This is a genomic window from uncultured Muribaculum sp. (assembly GCF_910583865.1).
Lineage (GTDB): Bacteria > Bacteroidota > Bacteroidia > Bacteroidales > Muribaculaceae > Muribaculum.
This window is the reverse complement of record NZ_CAJTYX010000003.1, coordinates 45700-63396: the sequence shown is the minus strand read 5'-3', so window position 1 is coordinate 63396 and position 17697 is coordinate 45700. Positions and strand designations below refer to the sequence as shown.

13 protein-coding genes are annotated in these 17697 nt (G+C 47.8%); 11 read left to right on the top strand and 2 right to left on the bottom strand.

All coding sequences use genetic code 11. The features are described from left to right. Window positions 1-220: 220 nt before the first annotated feature. From dxs to QZ303_RS01440, 4 genes are read left to right on the top strand one after another with little or no spacing between them, the layout of a single operon-like run. The gene (gene dxs, locus QZ303_RS01455; protein WP_295728077.1) at window positions 221-2164 is read left to right on the top strand and encodes a 1-deoxy-D-xylulose-5-phosphate synthase; all 1944 of its coding nucleotides are present in this window, start codon (window positions 221-223) and stop codon (window positions 2162-2164) included. A 4-nt stretch (window positions 2165-2168) separates the two neighbouring features. Then, window positions 2169-3503, top strand: coding sequence for a Trk system potassium transporter TrkA (trkA, locus tag QZ303_RS01450; RefSeq protein WP_295728075.1), 1335 nt, complete (start codon window positions 2169-2171; stop codon window positions 3501-3503). A 15-nt stretch (window positions 3504-3518) separates the two neighbouring features. Next, complete coding sequence (locus QZ303_RS01445; protein ID WP_295728072.1) at window positions 3519-5039, top strand: TrkH family potassium uptake protein; 1521 nt, start codon at window positions 3519-3521, stop codon at window positions 5037-5039. Between the two features lie 25 nt (window positions 5040-5064). Beyond that, window positions 5065-6021 (top strand): tRNA-dihydrouridine synthase family protein, encoded by a 957-nt coding sequence (locus tag QZ303_RS01440; RefSeq protein ID WP_295728069.1) that lies wholly within the window; start codon window positions 5065-5067, stop codon window positions 6019-6021. 30 nt (window positions 6022-6051) lie between these two features. On the opposite strand, the gene QZ303_RS01435 is transcribed toward QZ303_RS01440, so the two are convergent. Then, window positions 6052-6420: a YraN family protein gene (locus tag QZ303_RS01435; RefSeq protein WP_295728065.1), complete on the bottom strand. Its 369-nt coding sequence runs from the start codon at window positions 6418-6420 to the stop codon at window positions 6052-6054. 22 nt (window positions 6421-6442) lie between these two features. Continuing rightward, entirely contained in the window at window positions 6443-7444 is a 1002-nt protein-coding gene (locus tag QZ303_RS01430; protein ID WP_295728062.1) for a hypothetical protein, read from the bottom strand. A 272-nt stretch (window positions 7445-7716) separates the two neighbouring features. Between QZ303_RS01430 and QZ303_RS01425 the strand changes: the two genes are divergently transcribed. The 7 genes from QZ303_RS01425 (at window position 7717) to QZ303_RS01395 (ending at window position 17696) form a co-directional block, all read left to right on the top strand. Continuing rightward, window positions 7717-8565 carry a patatin family protein gene (locus tag QZ303_RS01425; RefSeq protein ID WP_295728059.1) on the top strand — a complete coding sequence of 283 codons (849 nt, stop codon included), beginning with the start codon at window positions 7717-7719 and terminating at the stop codon, window positions 8563-8565. Window positions 8566-8960: 395 nt separating this feature from the next. Beyond that, the gene (locus QZ303_RS01420; RefSeq protein WP_295728056.1) at window positions 8961-10373 is read left to right on the top strand and encodes a gliding motility-associated C-terminal domain-containing protein; all 1413 of its coding nucleotides are present in this window, start codon (window positions 8961-8963) and stop codon (window positions 10371-10373) included. A gap of 97 nt (window positions 10374-10470) precedes the next feature. Further along, complete coding sequence (locus QZ303_RS01415; RefSeq protein ID WP_295728054.1) at window positions 10471-11370, top strand: lytic transglycosylase domain-containing protein; 900 nt, start codon at window positions 10471-10473, stop codon at window positions 11368-11370. Between the two features lie 7 nt (window positions 11371-11377). Beyond that, window positions 11378-14293, top strand: a complete 2916-nt coding sequence (gene uvrA, locus QZ303_RS01410) for an excinuclease ABC subunit UvrA (RefSeq protein WP_295728051.1) — start codon at window positions 11378-11380, stop codon at window positions 14291-14293. An 873-nt stretch (window positions 14294-15166) separates the two neighbouring features. Further along, window positions 15167-15757, top strand: coding sequence for a helix-turn-helix transcriptional regulator (locus tag QZ303_RS01405; protein WP_295728049.1), 591 nt, complete (start codon window positions 15167-15169; stop codon window positions 15755-15757). Between the two features lie 50 nt (window positions 15758-15807). Next, complete coding sequence (locus tag QZ303_RS01400; RefSeq protein ID WP_295728047.1) at window positions 15808-16452, top strand: carbohydrate-binding family 9-like protein; 645 nt, start codon at window positions 15808-15810, stop codon at window positions 16450-16452. Between the two features lie 74 nt (window positions 16453-16526). Further along, window positions 16527-17696, top strand: coding sequence for an HlyD family efflux transporter periplasmic adaptor subunit (locus QZ303_RS01395; RefSeq protein ID WP_295728045.1), 1170 nt, complete (start codon window positions 16527-16529; stop codon window positions 17694-17696). Window position 17697: the final 1 nt, after the last annotated feature.

Genomic DNA, 17697 nt, shown 5'->3' with positions numbered 1-17697 from the left:
TATTGTTTTTGTGAATAAACTTTGGTAATTTTGCATTCTAAACCAGAATGCATGAATGCTTCATTGATTTTCCGGCTAATATGCCTTACGGCATTGTGGATTATACTTTGCTACCTGCTCATAAAGGGGCGGGGTGTAAATCTATGGTCTATATTCGTTATCGTGGCATCGGGAATCACGGTATTTGTGCCTCTTTACAAAAAATACATGCGCAATGGAAATGGAAAAGCCTGACACCCGTCCGGAGGAAGGCGAGAAATACCCCCTTCTTAAAGCCATCGACTCTCCGGCCGACCTGCGCAGACTACCGCAGTCGGCACTCCCTGCCGTGTGCTCTGAAATAAGGGAATTCCTGATCAATTCGCTATCCAAGAACCCGGGACATTTTGCATCAAGCATGGGTGCTGTAGAGATTACGGTTGCACTACATTACGTATTCAACACACCATACGACCGCATTGTATGGGACGTGGGGCATCAGGCATACGGCCATAAACTTTTGACCGGGCGTCGTGACCGTTTTTCGACCAACCGAAAGTTTGGTGGCCTAAGCGGATTCCCGAATCCGGATGAAAGCGAATATGACACATTTACCGCAGGGCATGCTTCCAACTCCATATCTGCCGCACTCGGCATGGCCGTAGCATCAAAGCTGCGCAAGGAACCGCGACGCAATATAGTGGCAGTTATCGGTGATGCCTCCATATCCGGTGGCCTTGCGTTTGAAGGGCTTAACAATGCCGCCATCACTCCCAATAATCTGTTGATAATACTCAATGACAACGACATGTCGATAGATCGCAATGTCGGTGCGTTGAATTCATATCTTACCCATATAAATACTACAAAGGCCTACAATACGTTCCGTTACAAGCTTTACCGGCTCTTGAGACGCATGCATCTCGTAGGTGAGCAAAGCAAAGGTTTCATACTGCGTTTCAACAATAGCGTGAAATCTCTGCTCGGGAAGCAGCAGAACATATTCGAGGGTTTGAACATACGATACTTCGGCCCGTTTGACGGCCATGATATAGACCGTGTGGTACGTGTGCTCAATGACATAAAAGACATGGATGGCCCCCGTATACTGCATCTGCGTACCATAAAGGGCAAGGGATATCGTCCCGCAGAACAGGATCCGGCAAAATGGCACGCTCCGGGACTTTTCGATGCCGCTTCCGGAAAACGGATAAGCGACGGAGGAGCTTCGGGTGTCGCAAAATGGCAGGATGTATTCGGCGAGACTTTGTTGGCTATGGCCCGCGATGACCGACGCATCGTAGGCATCACGGCTGCGATGCCGTCGGGCACCTCTATGAGTATAATGCAGGCTGCTATACCCGAACGGGTATTCGATGTCGGAATCTCTGAAGGGCATGCTGTAACCTTTGCAGGCGGACTCGCGAAAGAGGGAATGCGTCCTTTTGTAGCCATATATTCTTCATTCACGCAGCGCGCTTACGACCAGATAATCCATGACGTTGCCATACAGCGGTTGCCCGTCACCCTTTGCCTTGACCGGGCCGGAATCGTTGGAGAAGATGGCGTGACACACCACGGGGTATTCGACATGTGTTATCTGCGTCCGATACCGGGCATAATAATATCATCCCCGATGGACGAGCTTACATTGCGGTCATTGATGCTTACCTCGGTGAAAGGCAATCATGGCCCGTTCGTGATACGTTATCCGCGCGGCAAGGGCAACGACTCCGATTGGCGTGAAAAGAAGCCGCAGGTAATTCCGGTGGGTAAAGGACGGAAATTACGTTCAGGAAAGTATATGGCCGTCCTCTCTATCGGGCCGATAGGCAGATGGGTGGCTTCGGCGGCCATACGTGCCGAAGCCGAAGGGATAAGCGTGGCACATTACGACATGATATTCCTTAAGCCTATCGACGAGGACATACTTAAAGAAGTCGCCGGAAGCGGCTCTCCTATAATAACCGTGGAGGATGGCATGCGCGAAGGCGGCCTCGGATCTGCAGTTGTAGAGTGGATGACTGCGCATGGCTATCATCCTGAAATAGCAAGAATAGGAATTCCTGATTGTTTCGTAGCGCATGGGAAGGTGCCTGAACTCATGAAACTGTGCGCAATGGATGAAGATGCCATTTTGACAGCCATAAGAGAAATGTCCACAGGGACTTCAATCCAGTCGTAAGATTATGAAAATTGTTATAGTAGGAGCCGGAGAGGTCGGTTCTCACCTTGCAAAACTCCTTTCCCGTGAGGAACAGGATGTAATGCTGGTGGATGACGATGCCGAGCGCCTTGCCAGCATAGATGCCAACTACAACCTCATGACGCTACGTGGAAGTGCCATATCTTTCAACACTCTTCGACAGGCTGGCGTGGAGAAGTGCGATCTTTTCATCGCCGTCACTCCCGACGAGACCCGCAACGTGACATCTTGCGCTATTGCAAAAAGTATCGGAGCTCGAAAGACCGTGGCGCGTATCGACAATTACGAATTCCTCGACAAGCATAACAGTGACTTTTTCACCCGTCAGGGAGTAAATGCCTTGATTTATCCGGAGTATCTTGCCGCTCAGGAAATTGTTACAGCACTACGTCGCAATTGGGTGCGCCACTGGTTTGAACTGCATGACGGCAAACTTGTGATTGTTGGCGTCAAGCTTCGTGAAAACGCCCGTATAGTAGGCATGCACTTGAAGGATTTCGCCCGCACCGAACATAATTTTCACGTCGCAGCAATCAAGAGAAGGCATGAGACGATAATACCCCGTGGCGACGATCTGCTTAAACCGGGCGACATACTATATTTTGCTACTACCAAGGAGCATGTAGGCGACCTTCTTGGACTGTGCGGGAAGGAAGAGTATCGTATTCGGAAGGTAGTGATCATGGGAGGAAGCCGTATTGCCATTCGACTTGCACATATGGCCGGCGACGAATTCAGCATAAAAATAATTGACAACGACATGGCGCAGTGCCGACGTCTGCCGGAAAAATGTCCGAACTGCGACATCGTGTATGGCGATGCCAGAGATATCGACGTGATGCGCGACGAAGGTGTAGATGAAGCCGATGCTTTCATTGCCTTAAGCGACAGTTCGGAAACAAATATACTCACATGTCTTACAGCCAAGGAGCTTGGAATACGAAAGACTGTAGCAGAAGTTGAGAATCTACAGTTCATCTCGGAGGCGGAAGGGCTGAACATAGGCACGGTAATCAATAAGAAACTGCTCGCCTCAAGCAAGATCTTTCAGATTTTGCTTGATACGGACGTTACGTCATCAAAATGTCTGGCTCTTGCCGATGCCGAAGTTGCAGAAATAGAAGTCAAGCCCAACAGCAAAGTCACGCGAGGCCCGGTAAAATCATTGTCCCTCCCTTATGGAATGACTATCGCGGGACTCATACGTGGCGACAAAGGAATGCTTGTGACGGGAAATACACTGATAGAGGCCGGAGACCATGTGGTGGTGTTCTGCTTGTCCGGAGCGCTGCATAAGATCGAGCGCCTCTTTAGCTAACGAAATGTCCGGCATATGATAGCCTGCTTGAACAAGAGAAAGAATGTGATCCAGCGTGTCACTATTTTCGGGAATGTAAGGAAGATAAACTTCCCTATGCTGATAAGGGTGCTCGGATGGCTTCTCATGATTGAAGGAATTTTCATGTTTGTGCCGACGGTCACATCTGTTATATATGCCGAAAGCGACGCAATGGTTTTTCTGTTATCGGCAATTGCGACTCTTGCTACCGGAGCGGTGATGACTTTCTGCATCCGACCATCTAACACTCAGATGGCCAAGCGTGAAGGATTCCTTCTTACAGCCCTCGTGTGGGTGGTATTCAGCTTATTCGGTATGATCCCTTTCATATTCAGCGCTTACCCTCTTAGTGTCACGGACGCGTTTTTCGAGACGATGTCGGGATTTACCACCACAGGCTGCTCTATATTTGAATCTGTAGATGTGTTAAGCCATGGAGTCAACATGTGGCGTTGCCTGACACAATGGCTCGGTGGAATGGGTATAATTCTCTTCACGCTTGCCGTCATCCCCATGCTCAACTATTCCGGAGGCATGCAGATGTTCAACGCTGAAGTCACGGGCATCACACATGAGAAATTGCGTCCGCGCATCAGCCAGACAGCCAAAAGTCTATGGACAATATATTTCGTGCTGACGACAATCCTCACCTTGTTGCTTTGGGCCGGTCCGATGGACTTTTTCGACAGTGTATGCCATTCGTTTTCCACAGTCTCGACCGGAGGATTTTCCACTCATGACAGTAGTATCGGTTTCTGGAATTCCGACTACGTAATGTGTGTGGTCACCGTCTTTATGTTTCTTGGAGGAGTCAACTTCAGTCTAATGTATAAAGCCAGCCATGGGGATTGGCGCTCCCTGTTGCGCAACGATACTTTTATGGCATACATTGCGACGCTGTTTGTGATGTATGTGATTTTCGTGATAAGCATAATTCTCGCCGGACATGCCAAGACAATAGAGTCGGTCACCATCGACCCGATATTCCAGATAATAACCACTATAACGTCTACCGGACTTACCGCCGATAATTTCGAAAACTGGGGGCCTTTGGTGTTGTCACTTTCATTCTGCCTCATGTTTTTTGGAGCATGCGCCGGATCCACGAGCGGTGGCGCCAAAATCGACCGTCTGCTTTATCTGCTCAAAAATACCAATAACGAACTCTATCGGTCGGTACATCCTAATTCCATCCGTTCTGTGCGTATCAACGGCAATGTGATGGCACCTGAGGTAGTCGACAAGGTAATCGCTTTCCTGTGCATATACGTGATGGTAATCGCTGTCGGCGGTATAATGCTTACAGCAATGGGGCTTCCGTTCATGGATGCTTTTTTCAGCTCTTTCAGTTGTGTGAGCAACACCGGACTTGGAGCCGGAGTTACCGGTTATGGAGGTGGATACGAAATAATTCCCGACTTAGGCAAGTGGGTCCTGTCGATACTCATGCTTATCGGGCGTCTTGAGATCTTCACCGTGCTTATATTGTTTACGCGCGCATTCTGGAAGAAGTAACCAAATATAGGGCTGACACACATACATGAATAAGGAGATTTATGCAGCCCCGTTGCAGGGCTATACCGATGGCATGTGGCGACGAGCGCATTCCAAGATTTACGGAGGGGTAACAGCCTACTTCACACCTTTCATACGCATTGAGAAAGATGACGTACGGCCACGAGACATTCGCGACTTGAGTGCAGGCACATTCGGAGATGTAGCGGTCATACCACAGATTATATTCAACAGTACGGATGAGTTCGAGCGGTTGGTAGACAAACTGGCGTCCCTTGGCAAGAAACGCATAGACCTCAACCTGGGTTGTCCGTTTCCTCCGCAGGTCAAGCATGGAAGGGGAGCCGGAGCTTTGCGCCGGGAACTCATGGAAAAGGTTGCGGAGCTAATAAACGGCAGGTATTCAGAATTATACTTCTCCGTCAAGATGCGTCCGGGAATATCGTCATGCGATGAATGGCTTCCATTGTGTGATATTATCAACTCAATGACACTTTCGCATGTGACGATACATCCGCGTATCGCAATCCGGCAATATGAGGGTAAGGCGGATATTGATACATTCAAGAGAATGAATGAGCATATCAACCATCACATAGTATATAACGGAGATCTACGGGCTACGACAGACCTGCATGAAATATCGGACAGGTTCGACGGCACTATCGGTATGATGATCGGTCGAGGCCTATTGATGAGACCGTCGTTGGCGGCTGAATATATCGAGGGGGAAGAATGGAGCAGAAGCCGACGGATGGAGGCTTTGTGTGAATTCCATAGTCTGATTTACGATGGGTATGCCGACCGATTGTGCGGAAACGCCCAGATCCTTTCCAAGATCAAACCTTTTTGGGATTATCTCGAACCGGAAATAGGGCGCAAAGCATGGAAATCTATTCACAAGGCAACTTCTTTGCCCTCCTATTTGTCTTTCGTCGAAAAAGCCTTGGCAGATAGTGGCAATTCAGCTTTTGACATTTAGTTTTTTTAAAAGCTCTACAGCCGATCCCTTTCATATAGGAGGATAAAACGCATCTCGGATATGCTCTATGCCGGTTATGGCGCCGTTCCTGTCTGCCATCACAAGGCATATGTCGAAACGCACTTCGAATGGTATGTCGTGTGATTTCACATAGGCATCGGCCGCACGTATTAGAAGGTGCATCTTGTTGCGGGTCATGCCCTCAATTCCCGATAATCCGGAATCTGAGGTGCGTGTTTTCACCTCGACAAACACCATTGTCGTGCCATCCATTGCCACGATGTCAAGTTCAAGATGACCGATTGACACATTACGCTCGACTATGGCATAACCTTGTGAGGCGAGATAATTGCAAGCGGCATCCTCTCCAATTTTTCCGAGGATATTATGCTTAGCCATAGATATTGGGATTGCCGACAGCTCAGAACAGCTTGTAGGCTATACGGAAATTCACTGACGGGAATACCTTGAATGTATTGATTATGTCAACGTAATCGCCGACTTTTCCATTGACATTCTCTACGTCGTTCACGAGATCGATACCCTCATGCGTGACGATCTTCGGACTGCCCCCCCAGAACATTACACCGGCATCAAATCCGATTGATAGGCGACCGGATTTCCCCACTTCATTGCAATAACCGAATCCAAGATACGGACGAAAACGATTGACAAGCGCCTTGGCACGGACAAGACCGTCACTACCGGGACGCATCATATATGGGCGTCCATCCTTGAAGTCACCGACATGTATGCCAACCGCACCACGTTCGATAAGTTTATCGGCCAATTCAGGGGACATATAGTAGTCATCATATCCCGGTATCATAGGCTCATCCCAATATGCTCCGCTTTTCGCAAAGTCGTAAAAGTGATTGTAGATATTCACTGCAAGAAGAGAGGGCATTTCTTCGATGGTATTGCGTGCGGTGGCTATCTTGCTGGAACCGAGATAGAATCCGGCGGTAATATGCCAACGCTTGTCTGCCCATGGCATTACATCGACCATGAACTTGAAATTCCAGAAAGACGGGCGTCCTTGCATTTCCACGCGTTCATCAACATGTATGTTGGTGATTCCATACATCAGTTCCTGAAGTTTACCGAAATTACTTTCCGTTACACCATACCCGCCTTCAGGACCTACATCTTCCTTATAGCTTGTGATGCTGAATGACATGGGGACTGCAAATTCCGGCATGTAATCGACACCAGCCCGCAGTCGGACCCAATCTGTAACGTTGGTTGACAGATCAAGTCCGATACCGGTTGACCCAAGAGAAAGTCCCACATCAAGATGGTTGAATATATTTTGGTCAATACGTACGCCGTCATCGGCGGCAACAACGGATTTTACATTCTGTGCATTAAGAAGAGTGGGGGAGAGGACCACGGTCAATGCCGCAAGAACTGGCAATTTCATATGTTTGTCGTAGAATAAATGCGTGATTAGTCAAATTAATGCGTAAAGATACGAATTATTTCTAACATATTATGTATTATCGACTTAATTAATGCGGACATTAACATATCGACAAAGCTTACATATGCGTTAATGCGTTTATTTCCAAACGCTTTTGATGACAAGGATAGGCGCGGTATTCAACATAATCAATTTTAACATATTCCCATGGGGTTAAAATGCCGGTAATCACTATATTTGCAATAAGTAAAGTTGAATTCCTCGAGACCATAATGAAACGTGGACTTATTTTAGAAGGAGGCGCAATGCGCGGGCTATTCTCTGCCGGAGTAATCGATGTTATGATGGAACATGGATTGCATCCCGATGGCATCGTAGGAGTTTCTGCCGGGGCTGCGTTCGGATGCAATTACAAGTCCGGGCAACATGGACGTGCATTGCGCTACAACCAGCGCTTCGCGAGAGATTCGAGATATTGCGGTATCCGTTCGCTCATATCGAGCGGCGATCTGTTTAATGCCGAATTCGCATACCATGTCGTGCCGAACGTCTATGACATCTTTGATTCCAAGGCATTCGAATCTAATCCTATGGAATATTATGTCGTATGTACCGATGTGTCTACGGGAAATGCCGTATATCATAAATGCGATAATGGTGGTGACACATTCTTTGAGTGGGTAAGAGCTTCCGCATCAATGCCTTTGGTGTCTAATGTCGTAGAAATTGACGGCATGTATCTGCTTGATGGCGGAATTTCCGATTCAATTCCTTTGGAATTCTTTGAGAATGAGGGATATGATGCGAACATAGTAGTGCTCACACAACCGGAGGGATATATGAAACACAAGACAAGTCTTGCTCCTTTGATGAAAGTTGGGTTGAGAAAATATCCGGAACTTCTTAGGGCTATGTTGCATCGCCATGAAATGTATAACCGGCAACTCGACTTTGTCCGTGAAGCCGAAGCTACAGGCCGCTGCATGGTGATCCGCCCGGAAAACAAATTGCCGATAGGCCATGTTTCTCATAGCCCAGCCAATATGGAACGTGTATATGAACTCGGTCGTCATGCTGCTTTGAAATCCATTCCTGCAATGCGGGCTGTCTGGAAGCAATAATTCGGATCATAAGATGGTCTTAACTTATGGTAATTGTCAAAATCCTGAAGGTTTCATGAGGCGTGCAGAATAAGACAGGGACATATACACATTTGTCCCATAACCTGTATTATGTTAAATTGCATCACGAGGGGGCAAGCCCTGGGTATGGTAGTATCCCCTCCCGACTCTATTGTAGAAACCATATACATGGTAGGTATCGGTCTCCATGAAAAGTCCGAAAAATCCGGGAGACTTCAGAACGTTTTTTCACTTCGTTATTGAATCTGCGTTGTTTATTAAACGACCTCTTACTACGATTTCCTCTTAATTTCCTCTTAATGTTTCGTAAAAATAAGGTGGCAGTATCTGTTTTTGCTTGCCCGTTCTGATAAAACGGATTAACTTTGTATGTTATGGCATACTTAAACGAATACATAAGGTCATCATCCGTCGAAATGACATATGCACGCCTGTGCATGCCACTGTGTCTGGCTGTGTTCGCCCTATCCCCGTCGTTGGCCCGAGCGCAGATAAGCATCGACGGACTGCCCCATGCACCTGTCATCGTGAATCCGGAGCCGTCTACCGGTCTATCGGCCCTATATGTAATAGAGACTATTAGTAACGCATCTGTTACATACGAAGCAAAAAATGCCTCGCGCCCGGTATGGTACACATTTGGACAGATGGGAGCAGCATATGCAGACCCGATTCCGGAAAGTGAAATTGATTATTCCGGCAACGTATCCATATTGGGTAATATTCGTCCGGATTGCGGCTATGTGATTGAGGACGGGAGCAGCCGCACTTATTTCTGGGTTATTGATTACTCCAATCACGAATTAAAACTTAACGCGCTGTCCACCAATGAAGAATCGGATTGCAGCACTATGTTCCTGCAACTTGACGGTCATGCCTCCCCAATTTATTATTATAACATAAACGGACGAAGGCTTGAACTGTCACGTGAGATGACTCTCAGCTATGCAACAATGGAATATTCCGCAGATTCTCAATCATATGTTGAGACTGAGACTAAAGAGACCATTCCTAATGCCGAAGGAGCTATACATTGCGCAGCCGCCCTGTGCGACACGGAATATACTCTTGAAGGAGATAGATTCCTGAGAGCATGGGGTATGCCAGAGCAACAGGTAAGCACACCAATGATCGCAGCGAGACGTGTGGAAGCTCATACCGAGGCACAACAGATATCCGACACCTCGGATAATCAACAGCATGTGTCAACCGGAGACGATAACGGAGCGCTTGGCGGGTCGGCCCCTGTCGAAATAACTTTCTCCGCCCAGGTAACACCTGCGGCGCTTTACACAGAATGGCAGCTGTCAAGCTACCCGGAATTCGACGACATAACACTTCGTGACAACAATCTTGAATTCTCCCGCAGTTTCCGCGACGCAGGCACCGTATATGTCCGTTTCGTCGCAGCCGATGCAAACGGCGGTTGCGAATTCTATTCCGAGGTCTACCAGGTCAATATCGGAGAATCAGATTTGCATTGTCCCAACGCGTTCTCCCCCCAAGGATCACCCGGGATAAACGACGAGTGGAAAGTAAGCTATCGCTCGATTACGGAATTCAAGTGTAGCATTTTCAATCGCTGGGGCATATGTGTCGCCACTCTTGACCATCCATCACAGGGATGGGACGGTAAATACAAAGGGAAATATGTGGGTTCCGGAGTATATTACTATGTAATCAAGGCAAAAGGAGCAGACGGGCGCCAGTACAATCTGAAAGGTGACATAAATATCATAAACTATAACAATGAGGCCGGTCAGGGTACTATGACCCCCGCGCCTTGATCTATTTTAACAACCTATTCACTTAAACGACATGCACTATCATAACAGAATCATAACAGCCGCATTGATATGCGCATTTCTAACCGCCGCGCCTCAAATGCAGGCAAGGCATAATGTCAAGGAGGGAGATGCATCTGCTTTATTCAGCACGGTAATCAATCCCGACATACCCTCAAAACTGGATTTTGCAGGACAGACCATCAATCTCGACCGGGTTGACCTATATGAACGCCTCGACCGAGAACTGACTTCCATGGCATATACCCATGGCAACACCCTGCTGACCATAAAACGCGCCAACCGCTATTTCCCAAAACTACTGCCCATCCTTAAAAAAAACGGTGTACCTGAGGACCTGATATACCTCGCGTGCATTGAAAGCACGTTGAATCCCCGTGCCTACTCTCCGGCCAAGGCCGCCGGCCTATGGCAGTTCATTCCGTCCACCGGCAAAGAATACGGTCTTGAAGTGAATGAATATGTCGATGAGCGTTATCATCCGGAGAAGGCCACTCGTGCGGCATGCCGCTATCTGAAAAACGCTCTTGCAAAGTACGGCAACTGGGAGTCGGTGGCCGCAAGCTACAATGCGGGGATGGCCAGAATCTCAAAAGAACTTGAGGCACAGAAAAGTAAATCGGCCTACGATCTTTATCTCAACGACGAGACTTCCCGATATATATTCCGCCTTCTTGCGATGAAGCTCATCATGGAGAATCCGAAGGCATTCGGCTACCGTATTACCGCAGACCAGCTCTATGCGCCTATCCGTACACGCAAAGTCGAAGTAAACACTCCGGTAGAGGATTGGGCCGTATGGGCCGACAAGCAGGGCATCAGCTATCTCACCCTTCGAGAATTCAACCCTTGGATTCGAGCCAAGTCGCTTCCTAACAAAACCGGCAAGACTTATACTATCGAGATTCCGGTCGCCGATGATATGCTACGTTCTACGCGCAAACAACAGGTGTATAACCATAAATGGATTGTTGAGTAACGAGCTTATGAAAGATAATACACTACTATCAGATAGCGATGGAGTCGTTTCCACGGGAACGGCTCCATCGCGTGAAAAGGCTTCCATTCCCGGAACCGACAAACTTTCGGTGCTCGGTGCACGCGTGCATAATCTCAAGAATATCGATGTAGACATACCGCATAATTCCCTTACGGTGATAACCGGTCTGAGCGGAAGCGGCAAATCGAGCCTGGCGTTCGATACCATCTTTGCGGAAGGACAGCGCCGATACATAGAGACATTTTCCGCTTATGCCCGTAACATGCTCGGTTCGCTCGAAAGACCGGACGTGGATCGCATAACCGGACTAAGCCCCGTAATAGCCATCGAACAGAAAACCATCAACCGCAATCCGCGAAGCACCATAGGCACTACCACAGAGGTGTACGACTACATGCGATTGCTCTATGCCCGCATAGGGGTGGCACGCAGCTATCTCACCGGAAAGACCATGGAGAAATATACCGCAGAAAAAATAGTGTCGCTGATCCTTTCCAAATATGACGGGCGTAAGATATACATTCTCGCCCCTCTTGTGAAGAACCGCAAGGGACACTACAAGGAACTCTTCGAGCAGCTACGCAAGAAAGGGTATCTTACGGTGAGGGTCGACGGTGAACTCCGCGAAATAACATTCGGAATGAAGCTCGACCGCTACAAGAACCATTCCGTAGAACTCGTGGTAGACAGACTGAAGGTGGGCGCGAAGGATTCGACACGCCTGTATGATTCCGTGGAGAATGCCCTACGGCAGGGTGACAAACAAATGATGGTCTACGATGTAGACGACGAAAGCATAGGCCACTACAGCCAGATGCTTATGGATCCGGAGAGCGGAATATCATATCGCGAGCCGGCGCCGCATAATTTCTCGTTCAACTCTCCGCAAGGCGCCTGCCAATGCTGCAAAGGTCTCGGTTATGTTAACATAATCGACCGTCAGAAACTCATCCCCGACCCGTCGAAGTCGATATACAAAGGTGGGATAACGGCATTAGGCGCATATAAGAATAATATGATTTTCTGGCAGATTTCGGCAATATGTGAGAAATACGGTTGCACTATAAAGACACCGATATCAGAACTGCCGGAAGAAGCCTTGAATGATATTCTGAACGGCACGGACGAATGGCTGAATCTGAAAACCGATGGCCAAAGTACTTTCAGCTATTTCCATAGTTATGACGGAATCCTGAAATATATCGAGCTACAGCAATCTGATGACGCAGGCAGTAAAGCCCAAAAATGGAGCGGTCAGTTCTATTCAAGGGCAACATGTCCCGAGTGCGAGGGGCGACGTCTCAACCGCGAAGCCCTGCATTTTTTCGTGGATGACAAAAATATCTCCGATCTTGCACGCATGGACATAGGCGAACTCTATGAATGGGCATGCCATGTCGAGGAGCGGCTCGATTCACGCAGCCGTATGGTGGGTGGAGAGATACTCAAGGAGATACGTTCACGCCTCCGGTTCCTTGTTGATGTGGGACTACATTATCTGTCACTCGACCGGGCTTCCGCTACCTTGTCGGGCGGCGAGAGCCAGCGTATCCGCCTCGCGACCCAGCTTGGCTCGGAACTCGTAAATGTAATGTATATTCTCGATGAGCCGAGCATAGGTCTGCACCAGCGCGACAACAAACGGCTGATCGACTCTTTGAAACGGTTGCGTGACGCCTTCAATACGATAATAGTGGTCGAACATGACAAAGAGATCATGCTTGAAGCTGACTACATTGTCGACATAGGGCCGAAAGCCGGACGAAAAGGAGGCAACGTGGTTTTTGCAGGCACGCCTGAGGAGATGCTTGCCACTGACACGCTTACCGCACGCTATCTGAACGGCGCATGCGTTATAAAGCGTGACAAGGCTCCGCGTATGGGGAATGGAAAATACCTCCGCCTCTATGGCTGCACGGGCCACAACCTGAAAGGAGTCGATCTTGAAATACCTCTCGGCAAGCTCATATGCGTGGCCGGAGTTTCAGGAAGCGGGAAATCGAGTTTGATCAACGGTACGCTCCAGCCGATCCTCAGCCGCCACTTCTACAATTCACAACAAGAGCCGCTGCCATATAAGGCAGTCGAAGGAATTGAGAATATCGATAAGATAGTGACCGTGGATCAATCTCCGTTGGGCCGTTCGCCACGTTCCAATCCCGCTACTTATACCGGTGCGTTCTCCGACATACGTGCGCTGTTTGTAAACCTTCCGGAAGCAAAGATCCGTGGTTATAAGCCTGGGCGGTTCTCATTCAACGTGGCCGGCGGACGTTGTGAGGCATGCAACGGCAACGGGTATAAGACTATCGAGATGAACTTCCTTCCTGATGTGCTCGTGCCATGCGAGGTCTGCGGAGGAAAGAGGTATAACCGCGAGACGCTTGAGGTGCGGTATAAGGGCAAATCAATCGCTGATGTGCTTGATATGACCATTAACCAGGCTGTGGAATTTTTCGCAGGAATACCGTCAATAATCAAGAAGCTGCAGGTATTGCAGGATATAGGCCTTGGGTATATCAAGCTCGGGCAGCCGTCCAATACTCTGTCAGGAGGCGAGAATCAGCGCGTAAAGCTTGCTACGGAGCTTGCAAAACGCGATACTGGGCGCACGATGTTCATACTCGACGAACCGACTACAGGACTCCATTTCGACGATATAAACGTATTGCTCGGTGTGTTGAACCGCCTGGTCGATAAGGGCAACACGGTAATCGTAATCGAGCATAATCTCGACGTGATAAAATGTGCCGATCATGTAATCGATATGGGCCCGGAAGGTGGAAGGGATGGTGGAATGATAATGGCCATCGGAACGCCCGAAGAGATAGCCGGAGGCTCGTCTCCGACAGCTGCATATATAGCGGAGGAACTTGCTGATATATCAAATACAAAAATCTGAAACTCTGAATAATTGAACTAATGAGGTGCTGCGGTGTGTCGAAATTCGGCATACCGCTTTTTTTGTACCATAATGGTGGGGTTTCGTCAATGCCATACTCCTATTGGCGTTTTCAGGTGATAATACATTGAACTGGAACGCAGGAAACGCCGTGTTCTTTTTCGCCAAGGAATTTCTGCTTTAAAACATGTCGATTTATTTGCAAATTTCACATTTCGTGTATTAAAGAGGTGAATGGATGTTAAAATGCAGGGTATAAGGGGATTGTATAGTTAATAATATGTTATTTGCAAATCTTAACACTATTATTTGGCGTTATATTTGCAAATGTCAATTGAATTGTTTTGCAAACAAGAACGTGATTTAGGGTGCAAATGCATATCGAATTAATCCAATTTGCGATTGCAATCAATTGATTTTAAGAAATAGGATTTGCGTCTCTAAATTTATTTTAGTGAAATAATTCTTAAAACTGAATTGTTCGACATGTATGGGGTGTTTATCCAATAGACGCTGAAACTGTTTTCAAATGCAAAAATAAGCCGTTAACATACCAAAATATCATCCACAATTACCAATTACTCATATTAATTAGCTTTAACTATTTAAGTGCATATTTAACTAATTGGGCGATTCGACCAAGGATGTACGCCTTTGCATTTAAATATATGATATAATAACTTATTATTCATATTATTGAGCGCAGAAGTTAAAGCAACAATATAACATATTGAAGATTGTATAGAATGTGTTTGCAAATCGGAGCAATGTCTGGTTTGAAAAATGAAATTCATTAATGCAAATTAAAAATTTGCAATTTACAAAATAAAGCTTTACATTTGCATCGGTAAAATTGCAAATACGAATACCGATATGGATATTGCCACCCGCTTAAAAGAATTCATTGACTACTCAGGCTTGCAAAGCACACAGTTTGCTGATGCATGTGGTATCCCGCGTCCATCCTTTTCACAGTTGCTTCGTGGACGCAACCGTAAGGTAAGTGATGAGGTGATTACGAAAATCCATGAATCATTCCCACAGTTATCGGTGTTGTGGCTGATGTTTGGCGAGGGGGATATGCTGACATCTGGAAATATAGCAATCTCAGAGGCTGAAAATGGCGTGAATCCCCCACCCCCATTCTCGGAAAACCCTGCAAATAAACTTGATACCATGCCGGAGACGACTCCGGTGAGTGTCACGGATTTCAATCAATCTATGCAGACGCCTATGCCTCCCCGCATTGATGGTCCGGGATTCGTGGCTGCTCCTATCCCTTTTACCGTTCCGGTCCGGGAAGCGGCGTCGATGGAAGAATCCAATAGTCCTGAGGATGCGACTCCGACATCAGGGCATCAACATCGCCTTGCAAAAGAGCCGGCTGTCCCTCCACGCAGAGTCGTGAGCATAATGGTGTTTTATAGCGATCAAAGTTTTGAAACTTTTATTCCGGAAAAATAATCATGATATAATCCAAAATCCGTACCTTTAATCCGGTAAATTAAAAAATTATGGTAGTAAAGTATATTGATGAGATGTATGTGGACGTGACGAATCTTTCCGAACTGTTCGACAGAGAGGGGATTCAGCATTTTCCGATATCCGAGGTCAATTGGCCTGAAGAATATCCATACAGGCCGGATGTGCGATTCCGCATGGCGCATAACGGCAGCAGTATCATGGTTGAATATATCGTGAAAGAAGATCATGTACGAGCCATGGCCGGCATGGATAACTGGCATGTATGGGAGGATTCATGCGTGGAGATGTTCATTGCGTTCGATGACTCCCATTACTACAACATCGAATGTAATTGTGTCGGGAAAGTTCTTCTCGCATGCGGACCTGATCGCAATGAACGCATGTATTCCAGTCAGGAGCAGGTGGGTCTTATCAGGCGTTCGCCTTCAATACCCGACATCGAACCGTTCGATAACCGCAATGCCCCGGAAGTATGGAGCATGAGGCTTGTTGTGCCGGTCAAGGCGTTTTTCAACGATGACATACAAGACCTCCGGGGAAAGGCCGCCAAGGCGAATTTCTATAAATGCGGCGATAAGCTTCCGGTTCCGCACTTCCTTTCGTGGAGGCCTATCAGAAAGCCGATCCCCGACTTTCATTTGCCGGAATATTTCGGAGAAATCGTCTTTGAGTAGTCTGATTTCACGGCTCGTCTATGGGTTTTATGGTTTGCAACAGAGTTGCACGCGGATTTACATAAATTTGTGCCATGAAATCCAAACTCCCAATGAAATACGTGAATATCCCTTATTGCCGGAGTGCGTATGCACTTACGGCAACATTTGTTTTTTCAAGTCTGATCTCTTGTTCCGTGCACGATGACCATAAAGATGAAAGTCGTGACGAACATTCAGCCGAAGAAATCGTACTCTCCCCCCACTCCGCGGAACTCTTCGGGGTAGAAATATCCCGCGTCGGAGACAGTGAGACGCAAAATGTGATTCCGGCGTGGGGGGTGCTTGAAGCACTGCCCGGCACCGGCCGTCAGATATTGTCGTCACGTTCGTCCGGAATCGTAAGATTGTCTCCTGCCATAGTGGTAGGGGCTTTATTGCGCCCCGGCGAAAGCATAGCGTCAGTGAGCGGAAAAGGGATGGCCGGCGGCGACGCCAATGCCATAGCTGCCGAGGAACTCGACGCAGCAAAAAAGGAATTAGCACGAATTGAACCTCTTCGCAAGGACGGTATCGTGAGTGAACGCGAATATCAGGCCGCGCTTGCCAATGTGCGAAAACTTAGTGCTTCATATAGCGGACATGCAACAGGAAGCGGCGTAGTAGCACCTCAGAAGGCCACCGTTACCAAAATCCTCGTGGCCGACGGTCAATGGGTGGATGCCGGAGCACCGATAGTAGAGACTGCCACCGATAGCCGCCTTCTTCTAAAGGTCGATTTCCCGTTGTCGATGCGTGGATACGTCGACAGAATTAACGATGCCAATTTCATTACCCCAGACAACTCGGATCAGGTGCGGTCGGTAGGTGGTCTGGGAGGCTCATTTCTATCCGACATGAAAGGCTCGTCAGCCGCTGTCGGCGCATACATGCCGGTTTATTTCTCTGTGCCCAATGATGGCTCGCTCGTCGCAGGCTCATATGCCGACGTATGGGTAAAACTTAGCAATGACAGCATTGGGAAAACTTGCTTGATTCCATGTGGTGCGGTCGTGGAGACCGAAGGAGAACATTTCGCCTACGTGAAGGTTGGAGACCATGGCTATGAGAAGAGGAGGCTTAAGCTTGGAGTGACCGACGGAAAAAATGTTGAGGTCAGGTCTGGCCTGATGGCCGATGACAGCGTAGTAATCAATGGAGCCATGATTCTAAAAATGGCTGAGAACAGTGGAAAAATTCCCGAAGGACATTCCCATAACCATTAAC